Source organism: Candidatus Acidulodesulfobacterium acidiphilum (assembly GCA_008534395.1).
GTDB classification, from domain to species: Bacteria; SZUA-79; SZUA-79; order Acidulodesulfobacterales; family Acidulodesulfobacteraceae; genus Acidulodesulfobacterium_A; species Acidulodesulfobacterium_A acidiphilum.
Window position 1 is genome coordinate 1 of the sequence record SHMQ01000006.1, and the last position, 24898, is coordinate 24898.

Annotated in this window: 26 protein-coding genes and 3 tRNA genes; 3 read left to right on the forward strand and 26 right to left on the reverse strand. The window is 37.1% G+C overall.

The features are described 5' to 3' along the window. The 6 genes from EVJ48_03290 to EVJ48_03315 all read right to left on the reverse strand — a co-directional run. Positions 1-145: twin-arginine translocation signal domain-containing protein (locus EVJ48_03290; protein RZV39724.1), on the reverse strand; the 145-nt coding region annotated here is incomplete at its 3' end. Positions 146-217: 72 nt separating this feature from the next. Then, a complete protein-coding gene (locus EVJ48_03295) occupies positions 218-727 on the reverse strand; it encodes a DUF302 domain-containing protein (protein ID RZV39725.1) in 510 nt (169 codons plus the stop codon). Between the two features lie 59 nt (positions 728-786). Beyond that, the gene (gene soxZ, locus EVJ48_03300; GenBank protein ID RZV39810.1) at positions 787-1110 is read right to left on the reverse strand and encodes a thiosulfate oxidation carrier complex protein SoxZ; all 324 of its coding nucleotides are present in this window, start codon (positions 1108-1110) and stop codon (positions 787-789) included. Positions 1111-1200: 90 nt separating this feature from the next. Then, on the reverse strand, positions 1201-1722 hold the full coding sequence (locus tag EVJ48_03305) for a twin-arginine translocation signal domain-containing protein (protein ID RZV39726.1): 522 nt from the start codon (positions 1720-1722) through the stop codon (positions 1201-1203). 60 nt (positions 1723-1782) lie between these two features. Continuing rightward, positions 1783-2340 carry a DUF255 domain-containing protein gene (locus EVJ48_03310; GenBank protein RZV39727.1) on the reverse strand — a complete coding sequence of 186 codons (558 nt, stop codon included), beginning with the start codon at positions 2338-2340 and terminating at the stop codon, positions 1783-1785. 139 nt (positions 2341-2479) lie between these two features. Further along, positions 2480-3208 carry a cytochrome c biogenesis protein CcdA gene (locus EVJ48_03315; protein ID RZV39728.1) on the reverse strand — a complete coding sequence of 243 codons (729 nt, stop codon included), beginning with the start codon at positions 3206-3208 and terminating at the stop codon, positions 2480-2482. A 380-nt stretch (positions 3209-3588) separates the two neighbouring features. On the opposite strand from EVJ48_03315, the gene EVJ48_03320 reads away from it, so the two are divergent. Further along, positions 3589-5283: a methyl-accepting chemotaxis protein gene (locus tag EVJ48_03320; GenBank protein ID RZV39729.1), complete on the forward strand. Its 1695-nt coding sequence runs from the start codon at positions 3589-3591 to the stop codon at positions 5281-5283. Between the two features lie 15 nt (positions 5284-5298). Here EVJ48_03320 and EVJ48_03325 read toward each other — a convergent pair whose 3' ends face one another. After that, entirely contained in the window at positions 5299-6759 is a 1461-nt protein-coding gene (locus EVJ48_03325; protein ID RZV39730.1) for a sigma-54-dependent Fis family transcriptional regulator, read from the reverse strand. 53 nt (positions 6760-6812) lie between these two features. Next, positions 6813-8381 (reverse strand): HAMP domain-containing protein, encoded by a 1569-nt coding sequence (locus tag EVJ48_03330; protein RZV39731.1) that lies wholly within the window; start codon positions 8379-8381, stop codon positions 6813-6815. Positions 8382-8575: 194 nt separating this feature from the next. On the opposite strand from EVJ48_03330, the gene EVJ48_03335 reads away from it, so the two are divergent. Then, positions 8576-8785 (forward strand): DUF3311 domain-containing protein, encoded by a 210-nt coding sequence (locus EVJ48_03335; GenBank protein RZV39732.1) that lies wholly within the window; start codon positions 8576-8578, stop codon positions 8783-8785. Further along, a complete protein-coding gene (locus tag EVJ48_03340; GenBank protein ID RZV39733.1) occupies positions 8782-10296 on the forward strand; it encodes a sodium:solute symporter in 1515 nt (504 codons plus the stop codon). Before EVJ48_03335 ends, EVJ48_03340 begins: the two co-directional genes overlap by 4 nt. Before the next feature lie 168 nt (positions 10297-10464). On the opposite strand, the gene EVJ48_03345 is transcribed toward EVJ48_03340, so the two are convergent. The 18 genes from EVJ48_03345 to EVJ48_03430 form a co-directional block, all read right to left on the reverse strand. Then, on the reverse strand, positions 10465-10665 hold the full coding sequence (locus EVJ48_03345; protein RZV39734.1) for a DUF2283 domain-containing protein: 201 nt from the start codon (positions 10663-10665) through the stop codon (positions 10465-10467). A 2-nt stretch (positions 10666-10667) separates the two neighbouring features. Continuing rightward, the gene (locus EVJ48_03350; protein ID RZV39735.1) at positions 10668-10940 is read right to left on the reverse strand and encodes a DUF4258 domain-containing protein; all 273 of its coding nucleotides are present in this window, start codon (positions 10938-10940) and stop codon (positions 10668-10670) included. 248 nt (positions 10941-11188) lie between these two features. Further along, positions 11189-11428, reverse strand: a complete 240-nt coding sequence (locus EVJ48_03355) for a hypothetical protein (GenBank protein ID RZV39736.1) — start codon at positions 11426-11428, stop codon at positions 11189-11191. 260 nt (positions 11429-11688) lie between these two features. Next, on the reverse strand, positions 11689-13413 hold the full coding sequence (locus EVJ48_03360) for a hypothetical protein (GenBank protein RZV39737.1): 1725 nt from the start codon (positions 13411-13413) through the stop codon (positions 11689-11691). 254 nt (positions 13414-13667) lie between these two features. Then, positions 13668-14645, reverse strand: a complete 978-nt coding sequence (locus EVJ48_03365; GenBank protein ID RZV39738.1) for a UDP-3-O-acyl-N-acetylglucosamine deacetylase — start codon at positions 14643-14645, stop codon at positions 13668-13670. 313 nt (positions 14646-14958) lie between these two features. Continuing rightward, on the reverse strand, positions 14959-16047 hold the full coding sequence (gene ruvB / locus EVJ48_03370) for a Holliday junction branch migration DNA helicase RuvB (protein ID RZV39739.1): 1089 nt from the start codon (positions 16045-16047) through the stop codon (positions 14959-14961). 17 nt (positions 16048-16064) lie between these two features. Beyond that, the gene (gene ruvA, locus EVJ48_03375) at positions 16065-16877 is read right to left on the reverse strand and encodes a Holliday junction branch migration protein RuvA (GenBank protein ID RZV39740.1); all 813 of its coding nucleotides are present in this window, start codon (positions 16875-16877) and stop codon (positions 16065-16067) included. A 40-nt stretch (positions 16878-16917) separates the two neighbouring features. After that, positions 16918-17439, reverse strand: coding sequence for a crossover junction endodeoxyribonuclease RuvC (ruvC, locus tag EVJ48_03380; GenBank protein ID RZV39741.1), 522 nt, complete (start codon positions 17437-17439; stop codon positions 16918-16920). Between the two features lie 32 nt (positions 17440-17471). Beyond that, positions 17472-18206, reverse strand: a complete 735-nt coding sequence (locus tag EVJ48_03385; protein ID RZV39742.1) for a YebC/PmpR family DNA-binding transcriptional regulator — start codon at positions 18204-18206, stop codon at positions 17472-17474. 72 nt (positions 18207-18278) lie between these two features. Continuing rightward, a tRNA-Leu gene (locus EVJ48_03390) sits at positions 18279-18363 on the reverse strand. Between the two features lie 104 nt (positions 18364-18467). Beyond that, positions 18468-18544: transfer RNA gene (locus EVJ48_03395), tRNA-Asp, on the reverse strand. Between the two features lie 68 nt (positions 18545-18612). Further along, on the reverse strand, positions 18613-18900 hold the full coding sequence (locus EVJ48_03400) for a DUF1640 domain-containing protein (GenBank protein ID RZV39743.1): 288 nt from the start codon (positions 18898-18900) through the stop codon (positions 18613-18615). Between the two features lie 66 nt (positions 18901-18966). After that, positions 18967-19043: transfer RNA gene (locus tag EVJ48_03405), tRNA-Val, on the reverse strand. A gap of 91 nt (positions 19044-19134) precedes the next feature. Then, on the reverse strand, positions 19135-19416 hold the full coding sequence (locus tag EVJ48_03410; GenBank protein RZV39744.1) for an HU family DNA-binding protein: 282 nt from the start codon (positions 19414-19416) through the stop codon (positions 19135-19137). Between the two features lie 170 nt (positions 19417-19586). Next, positions 19587-20975, reverse strand: coding sequence for an ATP-dependent Clp protease ATP-binding subunit ClpX (gene clpX / locus EVJ48_03415; GenBank protein RZV39745.1), 1389 nt, complete (start codon positions 20973-20975; stop codon positions 19587-19589). A gap of 37 nt (positions 20976-21012) precedes the next feature. After that, positions 21013-21612, reverse strand: coding sequence for an ATP-dependent Clp endopeptidase proteolytic subunit ClpP (gene clpP / locus EVJ48_03420; GenBank protein ID RZV39746.1), 600 nt, complete (start codon positions 21610-21612; stop codon positions 21013-21015). Between the two features lie 16 nt (positions 21613-21628). Then, entirely contained in the window at positions 21629-22864 is a 1236-nt protein-coding gene (gene tig / locus EVJ48_03425; GenBank protein ID RZV39747.1) for a trigger factor, read from the reverse strand. A gap of 89 nt (positions 22865-22953) precedes the next feature. Then, positions 22954-24891, reverse strand: a complete 1938-nt coding sequence (locus tag EVJ48_03430) for a threonine--tRNA ligase (GenBank protein RZV39748.1) — start codon at positions 24889-24891, stop codon at positions 22954-22956. Positions 24892-24898 lie beyond the last annotated feature (7 nt).

The following is a 24898-nucleotide window of genomic DNA, read 5'->3' on the forward strand; positions in this document are numbered from 1 at the left end:
GGGCATGGGAATCTGAATTCCATATTATGGTCAAATTACCTACCGGTTTGAACTTTAAAAGATTAACGGGATTTACCGCCGCCGCTCCCGCAAGGACGGCGGCGGTTTTTATAAAACTTCTTCTGGAAACGTTTTTTAAATCCATTTAAAATGTACCCCCATTTTTTTTCAAATAAATCAAATAAATTTTATATTATATAATTTTGCCGATACCGTTTTAAAATCCGGTCTTTACGGAATTCATTATGCTTATTATCTTCCTGGTAACTTTTATAACCGTTTTCTTTTGCTCAGGCGTATTTTTAAAAAATTTAGAAAAATAAGTTGGCAAATAAGATATCATAACGGTATATTTTCCGTCTTTGTATATGGCTATCCTGCACGGCATAAATGCCGAATAATTCATATTATTTTTTAAAAGGTCGTAACCGTCATGGAGGTTGCAAAAATCAATTACCCTCAGATGCGGTATTTTACGGCCTATGCCTTTTATGCCCGTCGATATGGGAGCGACGGCAAGTATGCTGAAATTAGCGTCTTCTATCCCCTGTTTAAGGTCGAAAAGAGCGTTTTTAAATCTTTTTTTAACTTTTAAAATATAAAACGGCCCTTTGGGAATATTTGCTCCATATGAGTTTCCTGTAAATACAAGCGATCCGCAATAAACTACCGTTAAAACTATAACTAAAAATGCCGGAAGCCCGATATTCTTTTTTTTATTAATCATCCGCCCACCTCTCCAGTAGCCTATATCGTTAAACTTTAATATTTTATAATAAATTTTATTTAAACTACGTTAATCGTAACCGTTTTCTTGTAAATATTATGATGGGTGTCATACATCACAAATTCTAAAGGCGCTTTTTTATCGGCTTTTAAATAAAATTCCAAAAAAGGATTTGCCGAGACCGCAATTCCGTAATCGCAACTGGTTACTAATTTTTTATCGTAATAAATATCTACTTTATTAATAATCCACATAGGTATTATCTTTCCTGTTTTTGGATTTTTAACGAGACCGGTATCCATTGGATGTTTTGTTATGGACATTATTTTAAATATTTCGCCTTTTTTAACCTTCCTAGGTACTCTTACCATAATGGTTCCTATTTTCATTTTATACGCTCCTATTATTAATTCGTTATGATTTATCGTTTATACTTTTACATTTTTATACTTTTAAATTAAATAATTCAAATATCAGCAACCGCCTACCGTAACTTTTATAGATTTTTTATTTCCGAACAATTTCCCGTCAGAAAACTCGGTAACAACCTGAACGTAAGAATCCTGCTGAATTTTAATTCTAGTAGATATGTAAGCCTTTCCGTTTTCCGGAGTCAAATTAAACGTTGCTATTTTAGCAACCGGATTGTTAAGATCGTAAACATGAAATGCTTTGACATAATTTCCTTTTTTCATAGGATGTTTAGAATCGATAGTCAAAGGAACCAGTCCTCCGTTCTGAGCTATAAGAGGCAAATGAATCTTAGGCAGCATCATTTTTTTATACTCGGGAGAGTTTTCGGCGAGCCATATAACCTTTTTGCCATCTATCTCTTTTACGTCGGACTTAATAATTGGAGCAACGGAAGCTTTCTTTTTAGCCGCCGCAAAAACATTCTCCGCATCTAAAACGCCGGCCGCCGGACCAGCAAGAATCAATGCGGCGGCTGCGGCCGTTTTTTTCATAAAATCCCTTCTCGATACGTTGTTACCCATCTTTAGAACCTCCTTAGTTAATAATTATTAAATAATGAAATTAAACTGCATCATCTGTTATTATTTATTATAATTCTGCGAAAATTTTCTCAAACTTTCAATTTTATATCTACCCGAAGCGATCCATCTCGACACCAGCATAAAATCGCTCTTTTTCCAGTAACCCGGAAGCAGAAATATTTTCTTATAGTAAGGGGTATAAAAAATCTCCGTCGGAACTCCGGTAATGTTAAGTTTAGCGGCCAATTGTTTTTCCGTTAAATAAACGCCGTTAAAATATAAAATCTTTTTATTGCCGTAAATATCTATTAGTACGGGATGAAAATGTTTATTGACATAATTTATGACGCTTTTGCGGCTAAATACATGTTTGTCCATTCTGATGCAGTATGCGCAGGTAGGAAAATAAAAGTGCAGTAAAAAAACTTTCTTATGCAGTTTATTATTTTTTATTGCAGCGGTAAGACTTTCCCATTTTATCGTTCCCGAATTGTTTTGACCGCCGGCATAAGCATTAACGGGCGATAAAAAAGCCGACGCCGATAAAAAAAATATTGCCGGCAACAATAATAATAATACCGAATAAACCAGCCATCTGTTTTGATATTTTTTTTTCATTATTTTCTCTATTTTGAATATATAAATATTTGAATATAATTATATTTTAATTTATAAAATAATAATATAATAAAACTTTATTATTATTGTATCATATAATCGTTAATTATCAATAGTAAGTTTTTTTATTTTTAATCATTTAAAATTTGCCAATAATATATTGCGAAATAGCTTCAAAATTGCCGGTAATAGTTAGTATCCCCATCAGTATCAAAAAAATACCGGAAATTTTGGAAAATAAATTAAGATGGGATTTAATTTTTTTAAAAAAAGCAATAAAATAAGTAATAAATATGCCCGTTAATATAAACGGTATTCCCAGCCCTATGCTGAATACGGACAAAAGTTCGGTTGACTTTGCGAGAGAAGCGCCCATAGACGTATAAAGAAGAATAGATGCAAGGATAGGCCCTATGCACGGCGTCCAGCCTACGGCAAACGCAATCCCAAGAAAAACAGAGCCGAATATTATCCCTCCTTTTTTCTTCCAAGGAAGAAAATTTACTTCCCTGTTTAAAAAACCTATTTTAAAAAGTCCCATACAGTATAATCCGAAAATAATTATTACTATGCCGCCTACAATTCTGACTAAGTCGAGATGCGATTTCAGAAGATTACCGAAAATTGTTTCCGAGCCCATTCCTAATGCAACGAAAATCATAGAAAAACCTATTACAAAAGAAATTGATGCTATAAAAACTTTAAGAATTACTTTATAGTCCTTTTTTTCGGAAATCAACCCCTCCATACCTACTCCGCTGATAAAAGATATATAGCCCGGTATAAGAGGAATAACGCAAGGAGAAAAAAATGCAAGTATGCCTCCGAAAAAAGCTACGACAAACGTAATGTTTAAATCTAATCCCATTTTATTCACCTCTTGTATTTATTTATATATTTAATAATTTATATATTTAATATATTTTTTAAATATATTTTTAACATATTTATTTTTATTTTATATTTTGGAACGAATAATCTTAACTTTTTACTTTATCTTTTGATTATGCAAGAATAATGCCATATTTAAAAACGTTGTAAAACCCTCATTTTTTGTAAAGTATATTTTACGGTTGTCCAAAAATGGACAACCGTAAAAGTTTTAATTGTACCGAACAGGACAAAAAAAATCCTTTACATCTTATGCCTTTCTATGATATTTTTTTATAATCGTCGTTAAAAATTTTATAAAATTAAAATATGGAAAAATAGATAAAACAAATAGTTTGATAAAAGGAGTGTTAAATTATGCTTTCGTCTTTTAAAAACAGGCTGTATTTTGCCGCAATAATATTATTTATCGCTTTTTTATTATTAAGTTTTTTTGTTTACGGTTTCGTCAGCGGTTTTAAAAATAGGTCTTATACCCAGCTTGTCCTTGGAAGCACCATGGTTTCTTTAATGCGTGTAAACAGAAACCTTACAAACCTTATATACTTAACAAAACTTAGAAAATCGGAAATCGACTTAAATAAACTAAGAAAACGTAAACTAGATATTTATAAAATAGACTCCGCTATAAAAACTTTAAAATTAAAGATCGGCAAGGCAAGAAAAAATAATATACTTTCTATTAACGGATTTTATTCCGGTTTTTCGCATGAAAATTTTAAAACTCTCTACGGAATTAAAAAAAATTTATTAAAAAGACCTTCCGTATTTAAAACCCCCGCAATGAAGCTCAAAGTCGAAAATCTTAAAAGATTTATGAAAAATTATAGGCCATATGTAGTTAAATTATTAAAAAATCCATATAAAATAGGACCGCAAAGTAATATTTCTTTTTTCAAAATAGGCTCCAATAAAATTATTTCATACTTAGACTACTTCAGACATAATATTTCAAATAGCATGGCAAAAAAAATGACTACATTGTTAAATATGTTTATAATGGCACCTTTTTTAATATTTATAATTCTTTTACTTACAGTTTTCTATTTTAAAAAATATTTAGTGGACGAAATACAAACTGTCGTAAAATTTATTAGAAAAGTATCCGGCGGCGATCTTACCTCTAAAATTAATCTGAAAACAAATCCAAAAAGCGAAACCGGCATGCTTATCGACAGCATAAATTGTCTAATTGATTCTCTCCTTAAAAACGTTAGTTCTATATCTTCTGCATCAAAATCAATTTCGACTTCGGGAGTAAAATTTAACGATTTGTCGAAAGAGCTTAAAAAAAACATGGATAATATGAAACAGGATAATACATCAATTATAGAATCTATTAAACAAATAACGCAGGCTATTCTTGAGGTCGCAAAAAACTCGGCTAACGGCGCGCAGGAAGCCGATAAAACCCAAAAGGCTACGCAGGACGGGTATTCATCCGTAAAAGAGGTAATTTCGAATATAAACTCCATAGAGAACGCGGTAGATAAAGTAGGAGAAGTTATGGGGGAACTGGAACAATCTTCCCAAAGGATTGGCGAAATTATTTCGGTCATCGACGATATTGCCGACCAGACTAATCTTCTGGCTTTGAACGCTGCAATAGAAGCGGCGCGCGCAGGAGAACAAGGAAGAGGTTTTGCGGTAGTAGCCGACGAAGTAAAAAAATTAGCCGAAAGAACTACAAAAGCGACAAAAGAGATAACGGAAATGATAAAATCAATCCAGGAAGATTCAAAAAAAGCGTCCGATTCTATGGATACGGGAAAAATAGAAGTTAAAAACGGCGTAAATTCGGCGGAAAAAGCCGGCGAAAAAATAAAAATAATAATGGAACTTGCCGACAAACTGAAAGATATGATTACGCAAATTGCGGCGGCGGCGGAAGAGCAGTCGACGGCTACAGAGGAAATATCAGGTTCTACAGATTCGATATTGAAAGCCGGAGAGTTAAATTCTATAAGCGTCGAACAAATTTATTCAAATTCGATAGAACTGTCTAAAGTTTCCGAAAAGCTTTCTTCGGAAATAAATATGTTTAAAATTTAAAATGCTAAATTTATATTATTTATCGGAAAATAGATTGTATTTTTTTATTTTAGTGATGAGCCTTTTTCTGGTAATTCCGAGCGATGCGGCTGTTTTAGTCTGATTATGATTGTTTTTTTCGAGAGCGTTCTTTATCAGTTCCATTTCAAGCCCGTCAAGATTTATATTGATTTCGTTATCAAGATTTTCAGAGTCGGAATCGATATCTTGAAATCTTTCGGCTTCGGTTTTTGTTTTTGCGTCGCGCTCAGTTTCTGCGGTCAATGTTTTTGGCAGATGAACCGGCATTATAGAATCAGACGTGCAAACTACGACGGCTCTTTCGATTATGTTTTCAAGCTCTCTTATGTTTCCTGGAAATGTATAATTTTTTAAAAGATTTATAGCGGAATCGTTTATACCGCCGATATTTTTTTTATTTATAGCGCAATACTTTTTAACAAAAAAATTTGCAAGCGGAATAATATCTTCCTTTCTCTCCCTTAAGGGCGGAATTTTAAAATGCAGTACGTTAATCCTGTAAAAAAGGTCCTCTCTGAACTTCTTTTCGATAACGGCATTCTCAAGAGGTATATTCGTAGCGGATATTATTTTTGCGTTAAGTTTTATTCCGTCGTTTGAACCTATTCTTGAGAATTCTTTATCCTGAATCACTCTTAGGAGCTTTACCTGCATCGACAGAGGCATATCCGCAATTTCATCCAAAAATAGTGTTCCGCCGTTCGCAGTTTCAAATTTTCCTTTTTTGCCGGAAACGGCGCCGGTAAACGCTCCTCTTTCAAAACCAAAAAGCTCGCTTTCCATAAGCCCTTCGGGAATTGCGCTTAAATTTATCGGAATAAATTCTCCGCTTCTGTCCGAAAATATGTGGATAACCTTAGCCAATACCTCTTTCCCTGTTCCGGTTTCTCCCGTTATAAGAACGTTAGACGGCGATTTAGAGGTAATTTTGACCTCGTTTAAAATTTCATTCATTGCGGAGCTTTTAAAAATAAAATCTTTAAAGATATTATTCTCATTTAAACCAGGGTCGTTTTGAATTTCAAAATTATTTATTTTTTGATAATTCTTCCTACGCATGGCTAAATCTATGGTCTCTACAAGACTGTTTATATCGACCGGTTTCGATATAAAATCGTCCGCTCCCAGTTTTATGGCTTCAACTGCCTGTTTAATCGTTCCAAATGCCGTTATAACTATAAATACGGTATTTTTATTTCTTTTTTTATCATCTTCTTTAATTTTAGACAATAATTCTATTCCGCTCATGCCGCCCAAGCGGAGGTCGCAAATTATAACGTCGTAGCAGTCGTGACAGTCGTAACTTAAAAATTTTAGCGCTTCTTCCGCGCTTACAGCCGCATCGACAGAAAACCCACGTTTTGCAAGATTTAGGCTTACTACCCTCAAAAGATTTTTCTCGTCGTCCACTAAAAGCAATTTTAATTTTCTGTTTTTGCCAATCTTTTCAGTCATATATCTCTAGTCTTTAATTTTTAATATTATATTCAGGCTTATATTCTTATATTTTAATTGTTCAAATTAGTCATCGTATTTCTTCCGTAACCGCCTAACGGTATAATAATAATAAAAACGGTTTTACCTTCTTCGCTAAAAACTTTTATGCTTCCGCCGTGCAATTTAATTATTCTTAAGGATATCGGAAGACCGAGTCCCGAACCTGAATTTTTAGTAGTAAAAAACGGATTAAATATTTTCTTTATATTTTCGGCGCTTATAGTCACTCCGTTATCGGCAATTTCTATATTTACGCTGTTGTCCTTTGAAAACGCCTTTATTTCTATTAATTTTTTATCGGTTCTATATTTTTTATCTATTGCATTAATAATCAAATTTAAAATAACCTGTTTAAGCATTTCGGCATCGGCTTGAACCGACGGAAGACTATAATCGATATTTTTTTGAATCAGTTTTATTTTGGAATTTGCCGCTTCGAATTTAAGTATTCTTATTGAATCTTCAAGAAGCTTATTTATATCTACCGCGGCATAAACCGGATTCCTCTGTTTAGCAAAACTTAAAAACTCGACCGACATTTTATTTAACCGCTTAACCTCTTTGTTTATTATACCTGTAAACTCCAATACTATTTTATTTTTTGTTTCCTGCGATATATATTCGTTTGCCGAAGATATGACATAAATAGCGTTTTTAACTTCATGAGCAATATTTGCCGATAATTCGCCCATTACCGCCATGCAGTTAAGCTCGTTCTTTTCTTTGTTTATAGACTCTACCTCCGAAATATATTTTTTTATAGAAAAAGCCATAGAGGATAGAGCGTCCATAACGTCGCCTATTTCATCGTTAAAACGCTTATCGAAATTTATATCGTAATCGCCTTCTTTTATTTTTTTTATGTTTTCTTTGATATCGCTCAGCGGATTGATTATTATGGACGATATATAATAAAAAATTATCAATCCCGCGGTTACAAAAAACAAAGCAATCGACATAAACCTTATTCCTACCCAAAAGACGCGGTTATCGGTAGATTTAATTTCTTTTTTTAAATTAAACTCTATAGATGCGAATCCTAATTGCCTGCCGCCGTATTCTATTTTTTTAATCAGCACGGGATATTGCATGGACGACTTCCTGTATCCTTTATAGCCGTAAAAGTTAGTTCCCATAAGGGTAAATTGAACTTCCATATTCTTGATAATATTAATTAATCCAGAATGATTGCCTCTATTTTTATTATTTTTCTCATTTGGCGGTATCGTTTTACCGTAATTGCCGTACAATGAGCCGCATTTTTCGGTTAATTTTCCTTTATCGTTATACAATCCTATTCCTTTTATGATTTTGTAATTTTTTATATCGTATAATAAGTTTTTTTTAATATATTCGGCGCCTGAAGATTTATTATAATGCAAAGAATAAGCTAACTCAGGAATTAAACTGTCCGCCAGCCTTTCGTCGTTTACGTAGTTTCGATAAGACAGCGTTTTATAAATGGTATAAAGAAATACGCCGTCGCTGATAAAAATCGTAAAGAAAAAAACCGCAAAAGCCCCTATTAAAATTTTCCATTTAATGCTTAAATTTTTTACCGCATGAGCAAGAATCTTCATTTATTAAATTTTATCATAACGGTTTTTTTAAATCTATATTATATAATGAAAATAAGGCGCAGAATCAGAATTAAATATTTAAGGCGTTTTTTTTTAGTGTTTTTTTGCTGTTTTTTTTGCTTGATAATTTAATATATTTAAGATATATATAAAATTATAAATTATAATTTTTAATTAAACACAGGGAGGACTTTATGAAGAATGCTTATCTATTGGCGGGAATACTGATTATTATTCCTATAGCAGTTCTTGCCGCAGTTCCTTTGTATAACAGAGTAGAGCCGGCGTTTCTTGGAATGCCGTTTTTCTACTGGTTTCAAACCTTATGGCTCGTTTTAGCGGCAATATTATACTCTGCCGCATCGAAATTAATTTCCAAAGAAAAAGGGGGCGGCGACCTATGATAAGCTCAAACACCGTTATTACATTGTTAGTTTTTGCCGCTTTGTTTCTGGTTTTTGTTATTATAGGTTTTAAAGCCGCAAACTGGAGAAAGGGGGACATGAATATTCTGCATGAATGGGCGCTGTCCGGCAATAAGATAGGCACGTTCCTGATGTGGTTTTTAGTCGGGGCAGACATATACACTGCTTATACTTTTATAGCCGTGCCGTCGGGCGTATTTGCCAAAGGAAGCATTTTTTTCTTTGCGGTTCCGTATGTTATGGCTACATTCGGTATAGCCATGGTGGTAATGCCGAGTTTGTGGAAAGTTTCTAAAGACAAAGGCTACGTTACCGCCGTAGATTTCGTAAAAGACAAGTTCAACAGCAAGACGCTTGCCATACTGATTGCCCTTACGGGGATAGTCGCCGAACTGCCTTATATAGCGCTTCAGATAGTCGGGATGAAAGCAGTTCTTCAGGTGATGCTTCTGCCTTTCGGCGACGTTAAGACTATAAGCGAAACGGCGCTGGTCGTATCTTTTGTAATTCTTGCGGTATTTACCTACTGGAGCGGAATCAGGGGTGCGGTTCTGACCGCCGTTATGAAAGACGTAATAATTTTAATAACGGTCATAGTTATTATTATTTTCGTTCCTCTTGCATACGGCGGTTTTTCTCACGCCTTTGCGGCCGCCGGACATATAGGGGCGGGGAAAAAGCCTCCCGTGGATTACGCGACTCTGCCGCCGGTGCTGGTAAACGCATATATAAGCCTTTTTATATTGAGCGCCCTTGCCCTTTATCTTTATCCTCACGCTATTAACGGCGTGCTGAGCGCCAAAAGCGCCAAAAGCGTCAGGCTGAGTACGGCGCTTTTGCCTATATACGGCATAGGGCTGGCTTTCCTTGCTTTATTCGGCATACTTGTATATGCCGTGCCGGCTGCGCTTAAAACGGTAGGAGGAAACGGAACGCTCGTCGTTCCGGCTTTAATTCAATCTACGATGCCTTCGTGGTTTACGGGTTTTGCTTTTTTGGGGATATTTATCGGGGGATTGGTTCCGGCGGCAATTATGGCTATATCCCAGGCTAATCTTTTGACAAGAAATATTATAAAAGAATTTAAACCCGACCTAAGCGGCGAAACGGAAACTAAAATAGCTAAATGGTCGTCGGTAATTTTTAAATTTCTTGCCTTAGGTTTTGTTTTTTTGGTTCCCGAAACATATTCGATACAGCTTCAGCTTCTCGGAGGAATACTTATAGTGCAGACCCTTCCCCCGATATTTATAGGTTTATACACTAAATGGTTAGATAAAAACGCTTTGATAGCAGGCTGGCTTGTAGGAACGGTATCGGGCATATATTTCGTACTGCGGGCTAACGCCGGTCATCCGATAGTTACGACCTTTATGAAAACGCCTTACGGATTACTGTATGTTGCACTCGTAGCGCTTATTTTGAATCTTGTCGTTACGATTCTTTGGTCTATAATAGCGGGTGCTTTTAAAAAACCGGCTATTAGCTGACGGAAAATAAGCGGGTATTTGAAAAAATTAAAACAAACAAAAACTCCCGGCTGCGTCAAACGCAGTCGGGAGTAAGAATACGGAGGCGGGCGTTTATAAAAGCGAAGCTTTTATGCCCGCTGGAGTGAATAAATCTGACACCTTTATTTTATTATCTTATGCATTATCTTATGCAGTTTCATACTGCAATACTTTTAACTGTTCAGGCTTTATCCTTGCGCTTAAACTAAGCATCTCTATTCCGACTACTTTACCGTCGGAATTAAAATCCAATATAATACCAGGCTCAACCTCTTCCGATTCTATTATAGACGATTCATCTAATCTAAAATAAAGAGCGTCGCTTTCTTTATCAACAATTAATTTCATATTTATTCCTCGCTTTTAACTCGCTTAATCGTCTTATATTTTCTGTCAAAATAAACAGTCACTATTCTTTTTGGGTATGCATTATGATTAACTACTACATGCAATACTCTTCCGTTATTTTCTGCAATATTTTTAAAATAGTGCAAGTTTCCATCTTCTTCAACGGTATTCCAATCGGGGTTATTTAAAGCGTCAGAAATCCAACTTTCCGAAATTTTACGCTCTCTGATAACATCGATAGCATGTGCTGTAAATTCATAGTCATTCAAAAACATAAATTATTAATTTAATGATTAATCTAATTTATTTATACATTATTTACGAAAAATAATCAAGTTTACATAACGACAGTTTACATAATAAAGAATTATGTAACGTCAGGAAAGAAGGGGAATGGAAAATAAAAACTCCCGACCACGTCAAACGCAGTCGGGAGTAAGAATACGGAGGCGGGCGTTTATAAAAGCGAAGCTTTTATGCCCGCTGGAGTGAATAAATCTGACACCTTTTTTCTTAGTTGAATTTATTTAATATATCTTAATAAAGCGATAAATATACTTATCACAAGACCTATTATTATACTAGAAAACCACTTAATCATTCTTATTTCTAAGTCTTTAATCTTATTTTCTAATTCTTTTATGTCTCCTTTTGTTGCAACTTCGCCTTTAAATGCATCAGATAATGCTTCTGCTTGTACTTCTGCCTGCTTTTGCGGCACTCCTACTTCAATTAATTTTTTTGCATAAGCTAACGTATCCATTATTAACCTCTAATATTATAAATTATGCTATAAAAAATTACTTTTTAAAATTATAACATATAAATTATAAAATAAAAACTTAAAATAAAAAACTGCAAAGATCAAAATTAATGCAGTTTACATAATTAGAAATTATGTAACGTCAGGGAAGAAGGAGAATAGGAAATAAAAACTCCCGACCACGTCAAACGCAGTCGGGAGTATGGAAATAAATAAATCTGACACCTTTTTTTAAATAAATAAATCTGACACCTTTTTTATTAGAAGTTCCAGATAACGGCAGTTCCAAGAGCCGTGATATCTTTATGAGTGGCTGTGGATGGTACTCCGCCAGTTGAAGTAGCGTTGTTGTAAGAATCTACGCCGCTTCCGGTCCACACATATCCGCCCCATGCCTGCCATGCAAGTGTCTTGGTAAAGTGGTGGGTAAAGTTGATATCGAATTCCGTTCCGATGTGATGTCCGCCGAACATGCTGGTCGAGTAAGAGTCGCCGGGAACGGTTAAGCTAGTTTTAAGCCACTGAGCATAAATTATAGATTCCTGCAAGTCGTTCATTCCCGAAAAATGCTCCGTCGCATCTACCATAAGAGCCCATTTGTTTGAAAGGTTGGTGCCTAACGCCCAAGGGGTTCCGCCGTAAATATACTTGACGCCGGGAGAGTTAAATATAATTGTCTGCCAGTTTGAACCGATTACATCGCCGAATAAGGTTCTCGTATTCTGAATCTGCGAATAGTATGTAAAGTTGTAATGTCCCGCAGAAATAGGAGCGCCGATGCCAAATTTAGCGCCGACCGTTACCGGAATCGAAGTATTAAGCAGTTGCGAACCCGTTAAATACAAGTCGTAAGAATTAACCGAATCATACTGGTTAGAGCCTGATGGCGCAACAGGTAAAAAATAACCAAAGTCCTGGGGATAAGTTGTTGGCTCTCCTGAAACGTAATTTGGATTTGGATTAGGATAATTGCTAATTGCCTCATTTGATGCAATTATACGCCCCCTGAAATAATCGAATTCGCCGGATAAATTAGTTCCCGCGTTCGAATACTTTACCGAAATACCGCCGAAGGTAATATTTGCAGTAGGATTATATATACTTGCTTGCGGAATATTTGCCTCTGCCAGTCCAGTTGCTGGGTTAATAACCGCACCCGGATATGCCCCAAACTGATTCAAATGAGCTTCGGTCAGCCATAAGCTGTAAGACGTATGATTAATCGGCTTTAATGTCATAAGCTCCAAGGTAGGTATAGTGCCCATCTGGATGTGCGTATAGTAAGGGTTTGGAACGGGATATACTACTGCGGAAGCAGGAGAAGGCGTAGTAGTTCCATTTGAATTAAGTGTATAATCAGCATATGCCGTAGTTTCATTTCCGAAAAGTACTCCGAGAAACACTCCGAGGTCGGCCTGCTTTACCGGCAGGAAATCGCCAAGACCATCGGCATTAGTATTTACGGCAACGCCCATACCGAACTTAACGGGCATGCGCCCGAACATCCACATACCTATAGGCGTTACTAACCTTAAGTATGCCTGCCTTAAACCGAAGGTGGCAAAATCATGGTTAAAGCCGAGCGGCGCGGGAGTATATCCTAAAGTATCCCAGCCGTTCGTGCCGTAACCGTTCGGCGCTAATCCCGTAGGATTATAATCGTTTGTCATATCAAACTGCACCGGAACGCTCACGAGAGGCATACCTCCGCCCGCGTTGCCGTAACTAATGTTAGCATTTAATCTTAACCTCTGAGTAAAATTTTGAAAGGTGTTTCTTGTCGGATAGCCTGCAGAATTGTTAAAGTCTTCTGCCTGATTCTGCGCCCAGAACGCCCTGCCGATAAACTGCCCGCTCAGCGAAAAACTGACTCCTTTTTTTGCAGCCTGCGCCGCGGCAAAAGACTTAGGAGCCATTGTCAAACTTAAAAAACCGGCTATTGCGACTGCTACTGCCAATGCCGGCAATGAAAATCTTTTTTTCATCTTTACCTCCCTTAATTTTGGTTTTTTTTAATTTTTAAAGTCTAAATAAACCTTAATTACTTTAATTTCTATAGTCCCCCTATAGAATCTATCTCGTTTGACGCTAAAAAGCCGTTGATTTAAAAACTCCGTTTTTTAAACGTAAATTTTAAGTTATCATATATCCTATAAACTTGTCAAGAAAAATTATAAATTTTTTAAAAAAAATTTATTATAAATTAAACTATTCAAATATTCTAATACGTATATAATCCTTATGCAAAAAGGGTTGCGACGGTTTTTCCTACGGCAATAAAATTAGCCTCTTCTTTTTTTCCAAGCTGGGCATTCGGGGTTATTAAACACTCTCCTATTTTTTTCACTATTTTTGAATTCATATCGTGTCCGGTTTTTTTTGCAAGCACCCTGCCTTTGATTCGATAGCCGGCAAGGTATAAATCGCCGATAAGGTCCAAGACTTTATGCCTTATGAACTCGTCTTTATATCTTAAGCCGTCTTTATTTAGAACCGACGTTTCGTCCAAAACGAGCGCATTGTCGAGACTGCCTCCTAACGCTAAACCGCTCTTTTTTAAATATTCTACGTCTTTTAAAAAACCGAAAGTCCTTGCTTTTGAAATTTCGCCGTAAAAATTAAATCCGTCTATTTTCATATCGAACGAGCCGGACTGCACAAGCGGATGGTTAAAATCCATATCGTAGGATATTTCGAAATCGTCCGACGGATACAGCGCAATAGACGCACAGGTTTTATCTTCGCTTTCTATGCTTATCGGTTTAAGTATTTCTATATATTTTCTTTTTGCGTTAAGCTCTTTTATGCCGCTTTCGTAAAAAGATTCGTAAAATACCCTTGCGCTTCCGTCCATAGCAGGAATTTCGCATCCGTAAACTTCTATTAAAGCGTTGTCTATTCCTGCTCCCCACAGAGCCGACATAAGGTGTTCCACAGTCGAAATACATCCTGCGGCTTCTTTGCCGCTGCCTTCTTTTTTAAGCCCTATGCTCGTTCTCAGCATAGTAGAACAAACATTGTCTGCTTTTGCTTTTATTATTACGTTCGGATTTAAGTCTTTCCTGACGAAAGTAATGCCGGAATCGGCTTTCGCAGGTTTTATTATTATCTGCGACTCTTTGCCTGTATGCAGACCTATTCCTTTAAAATAAAGGATATTAGATACGGTGCTCTGTATTTCGCTCTTTTCTTCTTTTAATATCGCGTAATTTTCCATAACGTTATCTAATCCTTTTATTAATTATAAATTATTAAATTATATATTACTTAAATTACTTCCTTAATTTTTATTAATGCAATAATTATGCCATACGGAAGAAAAAGGTGTCAGATTTTATTTTCCGCAAGAACTTTATTAGCGATAAACAACATTGCGTATGCGGAAAATAAAATCTGACACCTTTTTCATTTCCTTTTTATTTTATATGTGAGAATTATTTTTCGCATATATTTCGTTATATGGAAATATATTGCGAGAACAAAAGTTCACATTTTGACGCATACAAATAAATTAAACGTAAAAACTTTTCTCAAAACAGCGAATCTTCCGCGTCTCTTGAAAGACCGAAGTGTTTGTACGCAAGTTCGGTGGCTATTCTGCCTTTTTTGGAGCGCTGGATAAAACCGCATGAGACTAAATACGGCTCGACGGCATCTTCGAGAGTGTCCTTTTCGTCGTTCATAGCCTGAGCAATGGTTTCTATGCCGACGGGACCGCCGCCGAATTTTTCGATTACGGTTTTTAAGAAAAGTATATCGTTTGCGTCCAAACCGAGTTCGTCTATTCCGAGGCTTTCTATGCCGAATTTTGCGACTTCGAGAGTTATGCGGTCTTTTTTAAGGTGCGTCATATAGTCCCTCAGGCGCCTTAAAAGCCTGTTGGCTATACGCGGAGTTCCTCTCGAACGGCGGGCTATTTCCATTGCGGCTTCGCTTTCTATTCCGATTCCGTATAGTTTTGCGCTTCTGGTTACTATGACGGAAAGTTCGTCGATATCGTAATATTCCAAGCGCGCCGAAAAGCCGAACCTGTCTCTCAAGGGAGACGGTATGAGGCCTGCCCGCGTAGTAGCCCCGACTAACGTAAACCTCGGCAGATTTATTCTTATAGACTTGGCGGTCGCTCCCTCGCCTATAATAATGTCGAGCTTAAAATCTTCCATCGCCGGATAAAGCATTTCGGCGGCCGGTTTAGGAAGGCGGTGTATTTCGTCGATAAAAATTATGTCGCCGTTAGAAACGGCGGACAAAAGAGCCGCTACGTCGCCGGCTTTTTCTATGGACGGCCCTGAGGTGATTTTAATATTGACGCCGAGTTCTTTTGCTATAATGCCGGCAAGGGTCGTTTTGCCGAGACCGGGGGGACCGAAAAACAGCAGATGGTCGAGGTCGTAATGTCCGATTTTTTCCGCTCTTTTTTTTGATGCGTTAATGAAAATCAGAAGGTTTTCTTTAAGTTTTTTCTGTCCTATATATTCGTCGAAAGACAGGGGTCTTACGGGATTGTCGAAATCGACCGATTCTTTTTTTTCAGGCGATACGTAAGAAGAGGCGGTTTCCGGCTTGCCGTCTAATAAAGTATCGGTTTCTTTTTTAAACTCTTTTTTAAAAGAAGTCATGGTTTACGTCGATATTTTTATAATTTTTTTTGAGAATAAATATATTTCAAACACTCCCGCATTAAATCTTCGGTTTCTGCAAAAATTACGCCTTCGGTTTTATTAATGCCGAAGACTTTACCGGCGATATTGAATGAATCGAGTCTTGAATAACCGAGCGCTTCAAGCGCAAGGGCAGACTCCATTATTATATCGGACGGCTGTTTTTCTTTTGTTTCAGCCGTTTTTCCTTTTGACGTTTTATCGCCGGCATTTTTATTTTCATCTTCGCTTTTTTCGGTTTTGCTTCCGTTTTTGCTTTTGCTTTCATTTGCGTTAATATCAGCGGTCGGAGCATAATTTGAGTTTTCCGGTGCGTTCACATGCAGTTCGTTTGCATTTATATCGTTATAGAGAGACGTCTTTTTAAGGATTTTATTTTTGAGTTCCATTATAATTCTTTCGGCTTTAGACTGCCCTATGCCTTTTATGGAACAAAGAGCCGATATATCCTGCGTAGTAAGAATATTTATAAGGCTGGATGCATTTATATTTGAGAGTATAGTAACGGCAAGTTTTGGTCCGACGTCTTTAACGTCCAAGAGAAGCGAAAATACGTCTCTTTCTAATGTTCCGTTAAAACCGTAAAGGGTTATCCTGTCTTCCCTGACATAAGTGTAAATAAACAGGCTGAGCCGTTTTCCGCCGCTTTCGTTTGCTCCGTAAAAAGATGCTCCGTTAAAATTAAGCATCGGAACGTAAACTTCGTAGCCTACGCCGTTTACTTCCAGTATAATCAGCGACCTTTCAGGGTCCCTGTATATGACGTTTCCGTGAAGATAAGCTATCATAGTATCGTATTTAGCACCGTTATAATATTAAGTTAAGATATTAAGCGTTTATAAAATTATTCATATCCGTCGCGCAGCATATTGCTATTGCCAGCGCGTCCGATATATTATCGTTAATTTTGCCGCTTAAAAATTCCGATACCCCGTAAGCGCCGGAAGAAGAGCATATGACTTTAAGAGCTTCTTTCATTCGGTTTTTATCTGCGCTTCCGCTGCCGGCGATACTTTTTTTAACAAACCTCGGCGGATATTCCCTGAGCTTTATATCCAAATCCGAAGAGAGCATGCATATGATGCCGCGAGCCTGAGAAAGCTTTATTAACGAAGACGGATTTATGCCTGAAAATACGGATTCTAAGGACATTATATCGGGAGAATATTCGACGGCTATTTCTTTAAGTTCAGAGTACAATTTCGATAAATTATAGGGAAATGTTTTATTTCTGACGTCTATTAAACCGCAGGACGATAATTCAAAGGGTCTGCCGAAAGACGGAAGATCTAAGACAGCCCATCCAGTAAATCTTGACCCCGGGTCAACTCCTAAAATTCGATAGCCCATAAAGCATTAAATAAAACATAAAAAAATAATTTTTAAGATAACTGTTCCTGTATGTCGAAATTTGCGTAAACGTTCTGAATGCCTTCTATTTCTTCGAGCGCATCCATAAGTTTAAGCATCTGGTCAGCTTCCTTGCCTTTAAGTTCTATATTCGTCTGCGGAATATATGAAATTTCCGAAAATTTTTCTTTTACTTCTTTTGCTTCAAATGCAGATTTGAGGTTTTCAAAATCTTTAACGTCGCAATAAACTAAAATTTCGTCTTCTTCCGTTTTTACGTCTTCCGCTCCTGCTTCCAAAGCTATTTCCATAATAGAGTCTTCAGTATTGGAAGCCGCGTCGAAGCCTATTACGCCTTTTTTATTAAACATCCACATGACGCATCCGGATTCGCCCAAACTTCCGCCGTGTCTCGAAAGAGCGTGCCGGACTTCCGATACCGTCCTGTTTCTGTTGTCGGTCAGCGTTTCTATAAGAAGAGCTACGCCGGCAGGTCCGTATCCTTCGTATATTATCTCTTCGTAGGCTTCTCCCTCAAGCTCGCCTGCGCCTTTTTTAATTGCCCTTTCGATGTTTTCTTTAGGCATATTGTTTGCTTTCGCTTCGTCTACGGCAAGCCTTAGGCGCGGATTAGAAGAAATATCTTTTCCGCCTATTCTCGTGCTGGTGATTATTTCCCTTATTATATTCGTGAAAATCCTGCCTCTCTTTGCGTCTAACGCCCCTTTTTTTCTTTTAATGGTGCTCCACTTGCTATGACCAGACATACGGCTAACCTCCTAAAAAGTATAATAAAAATAAATGACATATATTGGATAAATTATTTATATATAATTATATGGTGCGAAAGGGGGGACTCGAACCCCCAAGGATTGCTCCGCTGGATTCTAAGTCCAGTGCGTATACCAGTTTCGCCACTCTCGCAAATATAAAATAACGATAAATAATTATTGTAAATTTTATAATTATATCAAAAATTAAATAAAAGTGGAAATTTTTTGAGGTATTTTTAAAAGGCTTTTAAAAAGTGGCGGGGCCGACGGGGATCGAACCCGCGACCTCCGGCGTGACAGGCCGGCGTTCTAACCGTCTGAACTACAGCCCCGTATAATGTAATATAAATATATGAGATAAAACTATATAATAATAAAATCTTAAATTCAAACGCAAATTCTAATGCAAAAATTTTATTACGGTCAAAACAATGCCTACCGTAACGCCAATCTGTATAATGAATAATCCGGCAAACCACTTAATAAGCCTGATTTCCAGTTGATTCATCTTAACATCTATTCTTGTTTCCATCTCTTTTAAATCTGCTTTTGTAGCCACGGAATCTAATAAGCTTTTCGACATAATATCAGCCTGAGCCTCAGCAATAACTCTTGCTTGTTTTTCAGGCATACCGGCATTAGTCAATTTTTCGGCATATGATAAAGTATCAAAAATAAAAGTTTCCATGATGTTTAATGATAAACGAATAAATGGAAAAAGTCAAGAAAATTACGTGTGCTTTATGCCGAACAATGGTAGGCGGAACAGGGTTCGAACCTGTGACCCCCGGCTTGTAAAGCCGATGCTCTAACCGGCTGAGCTATCCGCCCAAAAAACTACCCCCATTTTTAAAAATTCTATATAAGAGAAACAAGGCGCGTTTAATAATAAAATGGAGGTATTTAAATTTAATGGGATAAATTATTTTCCGGTATTGACAGCTTCCTTGAAAGATTTACCCGCTTTAAATTTAGGAGACTTAGATGCTTTAATCTGAATTTCTTTTCCGGTCTGAGGATTCCTTCCTTTTCTTGCCGCCCTTTTCGTTACTTCAAAAGTTCCAAAACCAACGAGTCTTACCGCATCGCCTTTTTTTAAAGCGGTGATTACCGCATTGATTGCCGCCGTAAGGGCTTTTTCGCTGTCGGCTTTAGTAAGCTTTGACGATTTTGCGATTGCATCTACTAATTCTGCTTTTGTCATACCAACTTCCTCCTTTTGTTTTAAGGGTTTAGATTTTTTAATTTAGTTAAGCGCCTTTTAAAATATATGTTTTGAGGCGCTTCATTAAAGCATATATAATATATATACGTTTTTTAACTATATGTCAACAAAAAAATGAATAATTTAATAATATTTTTTTGTATTTAAATCTATTCTCCCCTTGAACTGCCGTTACCGGCGGCATATTCCGTCTCGTAAAGAAGAATAGGCTGTCCGCCGTTAATTATTACATCGTCGTTTATAACGCATTCTTTAATAGTAGGATCGGTCGGTATTTCATACATAACGTCCAGCATTATCGATTCCAGTATAGTCCTCAGTCCTCTAGCGCCGGAACCGTGCTTTATAGCTTTTTTTGTAATTTCCTTAATTGCGGAGTCGGTAAATCTCAAGTTTACGTTTTCAAGCTCAAACAGTTTTTGATACTGTTTTATTAATGCATTTTTAGGCTTGGTTAAAATTTCGACTAAGGCTTTTTCGTCTAATTCCTCAAGCGTCGCAACCACCGGCAGTCTTCCAATGAATTCAGGAATTAAACCGTATTTCAAGAGGTCTTTTGTTTCAGTCTGCTTCATTATTTCGTATGGATTTGACGCTTTATCCGAACCCGCCGCGGCGTTAAAACCGATAGGCTGTTTATGTATTCTTTTTTCTATAATTTTCTCCAGTCCGTTAAATGCGCCTCCGCAAATAAAAAGAATATTGCTTGTATCTAATCTTATGAATTCCTGGTGGGGATGTTTTCTGCCGCCTTTTGGCGGAACGTTTGCGACGGTTCCCTCGATAATTTTCAAAAGAGCCTGTTGTACGCCTTCTCCGGAAACGTCTCTCGTTATCGAAACATTATCCGTTTTCTTTGCTATTTTATCTATTTCGTCTATGTATATTATGCCTTTCTGCGCTTTTTCAACGTCGTATTCCGCATTCTGTAAAAGCGAAAGTAAAATGCTTTCTACGTCTTCCCCGACGTAACCGGCTTCCGTAAGCGTAGTGGCGTCTGCAATGGCGAACGGAAGATCTAGCATGCGCGCCAAGGTCTGGGCAAGCAGAGTCTTTCCGCTTCCGGTAGGACCGATTATGAGAATGTTGCTCTTCTGCATTTCGACTTCCCCGATACCGCTTTTATCGTTAACGCCGTGCAAAACGTCTTCGTTCTTTGCGCTTTTAATAAATTTGCCCTGATTAGGTTTATCGTTTTTTTTAAACGAAAGATTATGCTCTAAACGTTTATAGTGGTTATAAACGGCAACGGAAAGAACTTTTTTAGCTCTCTCCTGTCCTATAACGTACTGATCTAAAAAAGCTTTGATTTCCGCCGGCTTATAGAGATAATTTTCTACCTTTACCTCTGCGGGAACCGGCTGTACTTCATCCGATATTATATCGTTGCATAGGCTTATACATTCGTCGCATATATATACCGAAGGTCCGGCAACGAGTTTCCTTACTTCGTCCTGCGACTTTCCGCAGAAAGAACAGTAAAGTTCCCTTTCGTAACCGTCGTCGTTATTGTTGTTTCCGTTATTTTTCTTAGCCATTTTTATTATCCCCGGTATTATTCGTATTATATTAAATCTATTTTACTTCTTTAATCTCTTTTTTTTCTACGACTTTATCTATAATGCCGTATTCTACCGACTGATCTCCGCTCATAAAAAAGTCTCTTTCGGTATCTTCCCTGATTTTATCTATATTTTGCCCGGTATGTCCGGCAAGTATCTGATTTAATTCTTCGCGCATCCTTAAAATCTCCCTTGCCTGTATATCGATATCGGTAGCCTGACCTTGAAAACCGCCGAGCGGCTGATGTATCATAATCCTGGAATGAGGCAGGGCAAATCTTTTTCCCTTAGCTCCAGCCGCAAGAAGAACGGCACCCATGCTTGCCGCCTGTCCCATGCATAAAGTAGATACGTCGGGCTTAATATACTGCATGGTATCGTAAATGGCAAGTCCGGCTGTTATTACGCCTCCGGGGGAATTTATATATATGTTTATGTCTTTTTCCGGGTCTTCGGATTCGAGAAACAACAGTTGGGCAATAACGAGATTTGCGAATGTATCGTCTATAGCTTCTCCTATAAATATAATTCTGTCTTTCAAAAGGCGCGAATATATATCGTATGACCTTTCGCCCCTGTGGGTCTGTTCTACTACTATAGGTACAAGCGACATTTTATTTTTATTCTCCTTAAATATATTCGACTTTATTTTGCGATAAGAAATCGAAGGTTTTATCTTCCAAAAGAGCGTTTTTCAAATTTTCCTGCGCTTCAGGCGAAGAATAAAACCCTTTAACCTCGTCTTCTTTCATATTGGATATTAATGCGGTATTTTTGTAGAAGTCTTCTAAGTCCGCATCCGTTACCGTTATATTTTCTTTCTTTTCGACGGCGGAAAGCAAAAGATATAGGGCTATATCGCGTTTTGCCATTATTTTTAATATTCCCATATATTCTTCGGACTTGCCGTCTATATTTTTATATTTGCCCTGTTTTTTCATCTCTTCCAGTCTTGATTTTGCATCTTCTTCTACTATGCTTTCAGGAAGTTCGACGGGGTTAAGTTTAATCAACTCTTCCGAAATAGAAGCCCTCAAAGCATCTTTATATCTTTTCTCTTCGTATTCGTTAAGGCTCTTTTCGACGTATTTCTTAAATTCTCCGATGTCTTTGAAGTCTCCGAAATTTTTTATAGTTTCTTCGTTAAGTTCGGGCAGTATTTTCCTGTCTATTTCCCTTACGAAACCTTTTACGGTAACTTTTCTTTCTTTGTCGTCGTATTCGAATGCATCTCCTTTTTTCTTGCCTATGAATGCAGATTCAAAAGATTTGTCTATTATGCTTGAGTTTAAACTGATGGTATAATCTTTTGCGCTGTCTATTTCTTTGCCGTTTTCGTCTATAGTAATATAATCTATCTTTGCGAAATATTTCCCGTCCGCATCTATAATTGCCGAATCGTCAAGCTTTTCCTGGTCGGCAAGTCTTTCTAAAAGAAAATTTATTTCTTCTTCTATTATTTTATCGGTAATTTCTCTTTTGTCTATTTTTTTAATTTTTAAGTCTAACTTTAAATCTTTAACTTCAGGCATTACGTCAAACGATATGGTATATTCGGCTTCGCTCTTTTTTTCCAGCGCTGGCGTTCCTATAACGTATATTCCTTTTTCCGAAATAATTTTTCTAAAATCCTGATTTAAAATTTCCGCCGCCGCTTCTTCTAAAAGTTCCGCTTCGTAATATTTCTTGATTATAGACATAGGCGCTTTGCCGGGTCTAAAACCCTTTATATTGGCTTTTTTAGCCGCTTCGGATAATTTTTTCTGCAAAAGTTCCTGCGTCCTGTTTTCGTCTAATTTCAAATTAACGCTTTTTCTTACCGACGTTTCGTCTATTATTGCAATTTCGTTTGACGCATTATCCATAACCTACGATGTTCTCCTGTTTTAATATTTATGTTTTTTTATTTTTTTATATATTATATTATATTTATGCGAATTTGTCCTTATTATATTTATCCGACGAATATAGGCCGTTTTGAAAGCATATCCGGCAATATAAGTTTTCTGTAAGGCATCCCTTTTGTTTCGGCTTTAATTTCTTTAATAAAATCGGCTTTGTCTATATTAAAATTCTTTCTTTCTTTATATCTGTTTCTAATCGATAAAACTCCGCTTTCAGCTTCTTTTTGTCCTACGACGGCGATGTACGGAACCCATTCTTCTTCTGCAAACATTATCTTTTTGCCTAAGCTGAAATCCCTGTCGTCGATATCCGCCCTTATCCCCGAACCGCTAATTTCTTCTTTTAATTTAACCGCAATATCGTAAAACTTTTCCGATACCGGTATAATCCTGACCTGAGTGGGGCTTAACCATAATGGAAAAACCGGAATATCTTTTTTAAGGGCTTCTTCTATTATCAGATACATCCATCTTTCGATAGCCCCGACCGAAGAATGACATATTATACATCCGGCTTTTTCGCCTGTTTCGGTAGTAAAATTCAAGCCGTATCTTTTGGCGTCTTCAACGTCGAGCTGAACCGTAGAAAGCTGGCAGGAACCGTTTACCGAGTCGACGCCTTGAAATTCGTGTTTAAGCGCCCAGTAGTGCTTCATTTTAGATAAAACTTCGATGAGAGCAGGTTTTTTAGAGTATTTTAACAGTTCTACGATTTTATCTTTATATTTTTCGTAATATTCTTTGACTATTCTAAAAACTACGGCGTATTCTATTCCGGTGCCTTCCGCAAGGTCGGCGTAAGTCCTGTAAAGAGCATGGTATTCGTTAAAACCTTCTTCGAGATTAAGGCAAAAACTGTGTATATCCGGCATAGTGAAGCCTCTCAGCCTTCTTAAACCCGCTAATTCGCCGCTTTTTTCATACCTGAAACTCTTAGAAATTTCGTAAAATCTTAACGGAAGATGTTTATAGCTCATTTTAGTATCTTTAAGCATAGAAAAAAGTCCGAAGTCTCCAGCAAACCTCAATACGAATTCTTTGGAAGGAGCAAATCCGCCGGTTTCTGATTTTTCGTCCGGCACTAAAATAGAATAGTGCCTTTCGTGAAACGATTCGCCCTGCCCTTTTATCTCCGGTTTATTCCAGTTGTATATAAGCGGAGTTTCTATTTCCATACAGTTCAAACGGTTTAAAGCTATATCTTCCGCCCAATCGGATAAAAGTTTAAAGAGCAAAGTTCCTTTCGGATAAAAGCGCAGATGCCCTGAATCGGAATTTTCTTCGTGGTCGGCAATCTCTAGACGCCTCATGGCGGAAACCGAAGGCGGCGTTTCTCCTTCTTTTATTTTAAATTCTTCGTATGCGATTACCTTTCTAAGCGACGGAAAATCTTTGAGCGATTTATCGTCTAAGACGCTTGCGTTTTTTAAATCAATTTTTGTTTCTTTGCCGTCGAAATTTAATATAAAAAATTCGCTTTCAACGTCTTTAACTACGTCTTCCCTTGTTTTTTTAGTTCCGTATGCTTTTGTCTGCGTATTTGGCGAACTTTCGGCCGGTAACTCGGTGATATGCCTCGACGATTCGCTTAACGGATGACCCTTGCACGATATTTTAAAGCTCTTATACCATCCGAAAGGCGCTCTGTAAACCGGATAAAACGCCGCTATTTCGTTTTTTAACGATTCGAGCGTAGAAACTGCAAGTCTTGGGTCGGCAAGGCTATTGGAAAGATGTGCATAAGGATAGACTATAATTATGCGCGGTTTTAATTTGTCGGCTTTATCTTTGATTTGCGTAAAAGCCTGTTTTACTATATCTTCGTTGTTTTTAGCGTCTGCTTTTTCTACGGTGCAAAAAACTACTAACGGCTCTTCAAAAAAGTTGCCTGTATCCTTAACGGCAGATTTGTCTATTTCTTCGGCAACCGGAGTTTTCCCTGTTAAAGAATAGTTAAAATCGTCGGCATGAATTATTAATAGCTGCATAAATTTT

What these genes read in the sequence shown, in the direction of transcription:
- EVJ48_03315 (RZV39728.1), bottom strand. Translation starts at nt 3,208, where the DNA reads ATGGGATTAGATTTAAACATTACGTTTGTCGTAGCTTTTTTCGGAGGC.
- EVJ48_03305 (RZV39726.1), bottom strand. Translation starts at nt 1,722, where the DNA reads ATGGGTAACAACGTATCGAGAAGGGATTTTATGAAAAAAACGGCCGCA.
- EVJ48_03360 (RZV39737.1), bottom strand. Translation starts at nt 13,413, where the DNA reads ATGAAAAAAAGATTTTCATTGCCGGCATTGGCAGTAGCAGTCGCAATA.
- clpX (RZV39745.1), bottom strand. Translation starts at nt 20,975, where the DNA reads ATGGCTAAGAAAAATAACGGAAACAACAATAACGACGACGGTTACGAA.
- EVJ48_03385 (RZV39742.1), bottom strand. Translation starts at nt 18,206, where the DNA reads ATGTCTGGTCATAGCAAGTGGAGCACCATTAAAAGAAAAAAAGGGGCG.
- EVJ48_03325 (RZV39730.1), bottom strand. Translation starts at nt 6,759, where the DNA reads ATGACTGAAAAGATTGGCAAAAACAGAAAATTAAAATTGCTTTTAGTG.
- EVJ48_03330 (RZV39731.1), bottom strand. Translation starts at nt 8,381, where the DNA reads ATGAAGATTCTTGCTCATGCGGTAAAAAATTTAAGCATTAAATGGAAA.
- ruvA (RZV39740.1), bottom strand. Translation starts at nt 16,877, where the DNA reads ATGATAGCTTATCTTCACGGAAACGTCATATACAGGGACCCTGAAAGG.
- EVJ48_03355 (RZV39736.1), bottom strand. Translation starts at nt 11,428, where the DNA reads ATGGATACGTTAGCTTATGCAAAAAAATTAATTGAAGTAGGAGTGCCG.
- EVJ48_03340 (RZV39733.1), top strand. Translation starts at nt 8,782, where the DNA reads ATGATAAGCTCAAACACCGTTATTACATTGTTAGTTTTTGCCGCTTTG.
- EVJ48_03335 (RZV39732.1), top strand. Translation starts at nt 8,576, where the DNA reads ATGAAGAATGCTTATCTATTGGCGGGAATACTGATTATTATTCCTATA.
- EVJ48_03430 (RZV39748.1), bottom strand. Translation starts at nt 24,891, where the DNA reads ATGCAGCTATTAATAATTCATGCCGACGATTTTAACTATTCTTTAACA.
- EVJ48_03310 (RZV39727.1), bottom strand. Translation starts at nt 2,340, where the DNA reads ATGAAAAAAAAATATCAAAACAGATGGCTGGTTTATTCGGTATTATTA.
- ruvC (RZV39741.1), bottom strand. Translation starts at nt 17,439, where the DNA reads ATGGGCTATCGAATTTTAGGAGTTGACCCGGGGTCAAGATTTACTGGA.
- EVJ48_03345 (RZV39734.1), bottom strand. Translation starts at nt 10,665, where the DNA reads ATGAAATTAATTGTTGATAAAGAAAGCGACGCTCTTTATTTTAGATTA.
- EVJ48_03365 (RZV39738.1), bottom strand. Translation starts at nt 14,645, where the DNA reads ATGGAAAATTACGCGATATTAAAAGAAGAAAAGAGCGAAATACAGAGC.
- EVJ48_03320 (RZV39729.1), top strand. Translation starts at nt 3,589, where the DNA reads ATGCTTTCGTCTTTTAAAAACAGGCTGTATTTTGCCGCAATAATATTA.
- tig (RZV39747.1), bottom strand. Translation starts at nt 22,864, where the DNA reads ATGGATAATGCGTCAAACGAAATTGCAATAATAGACGAAACGTCGGTA.
- EVJ48_03410 (RZV39744.1), bottom strand. Translation starts at nt 19,416, where the DNA reads ATGACAAAAGCAGAATTAGTAGATGCAATCGCAAAATCGTCAAAGCTT.
- ruvB (RZV39739.1), bottom strand. Translation starts at nt 16,047, where the DNA reads ATGACTTCTTTTAAAAAAGAGTTTAAAAAAGAAACCGATACTTTATTA.
- EVJ48_03400 (RZV39743.1), bottom strand. Translation starts at nt 18,900, where the DNA reads ATGGAAACTTTTATTTTTGATACTTTATCATATGCCGAAAAATTGACT.
- clpP (RZV39746.1), bottom strand. Translation starts at nt 21,612, where the DNA reads ATGTCGCTTGTACCTATAGTAGTAGAACAGACCCACAGGGGCGAAAGG.
- EVJ48_03350 (RZV39735.1), bottom strand. Translation starts at nt 10,940, where the DNA reads ATGTTTTTGAATGACTATGAATTTACAGCACATGCTATCGATGTTATC.
- EVJ48_03295 (RZV39725.1), bottom strand. Translation starts at nt 727, where the DNA reads ATGATTAATAAAAAAAAGAATATCGGGCTTCCGGCATTTTTAGTTATA.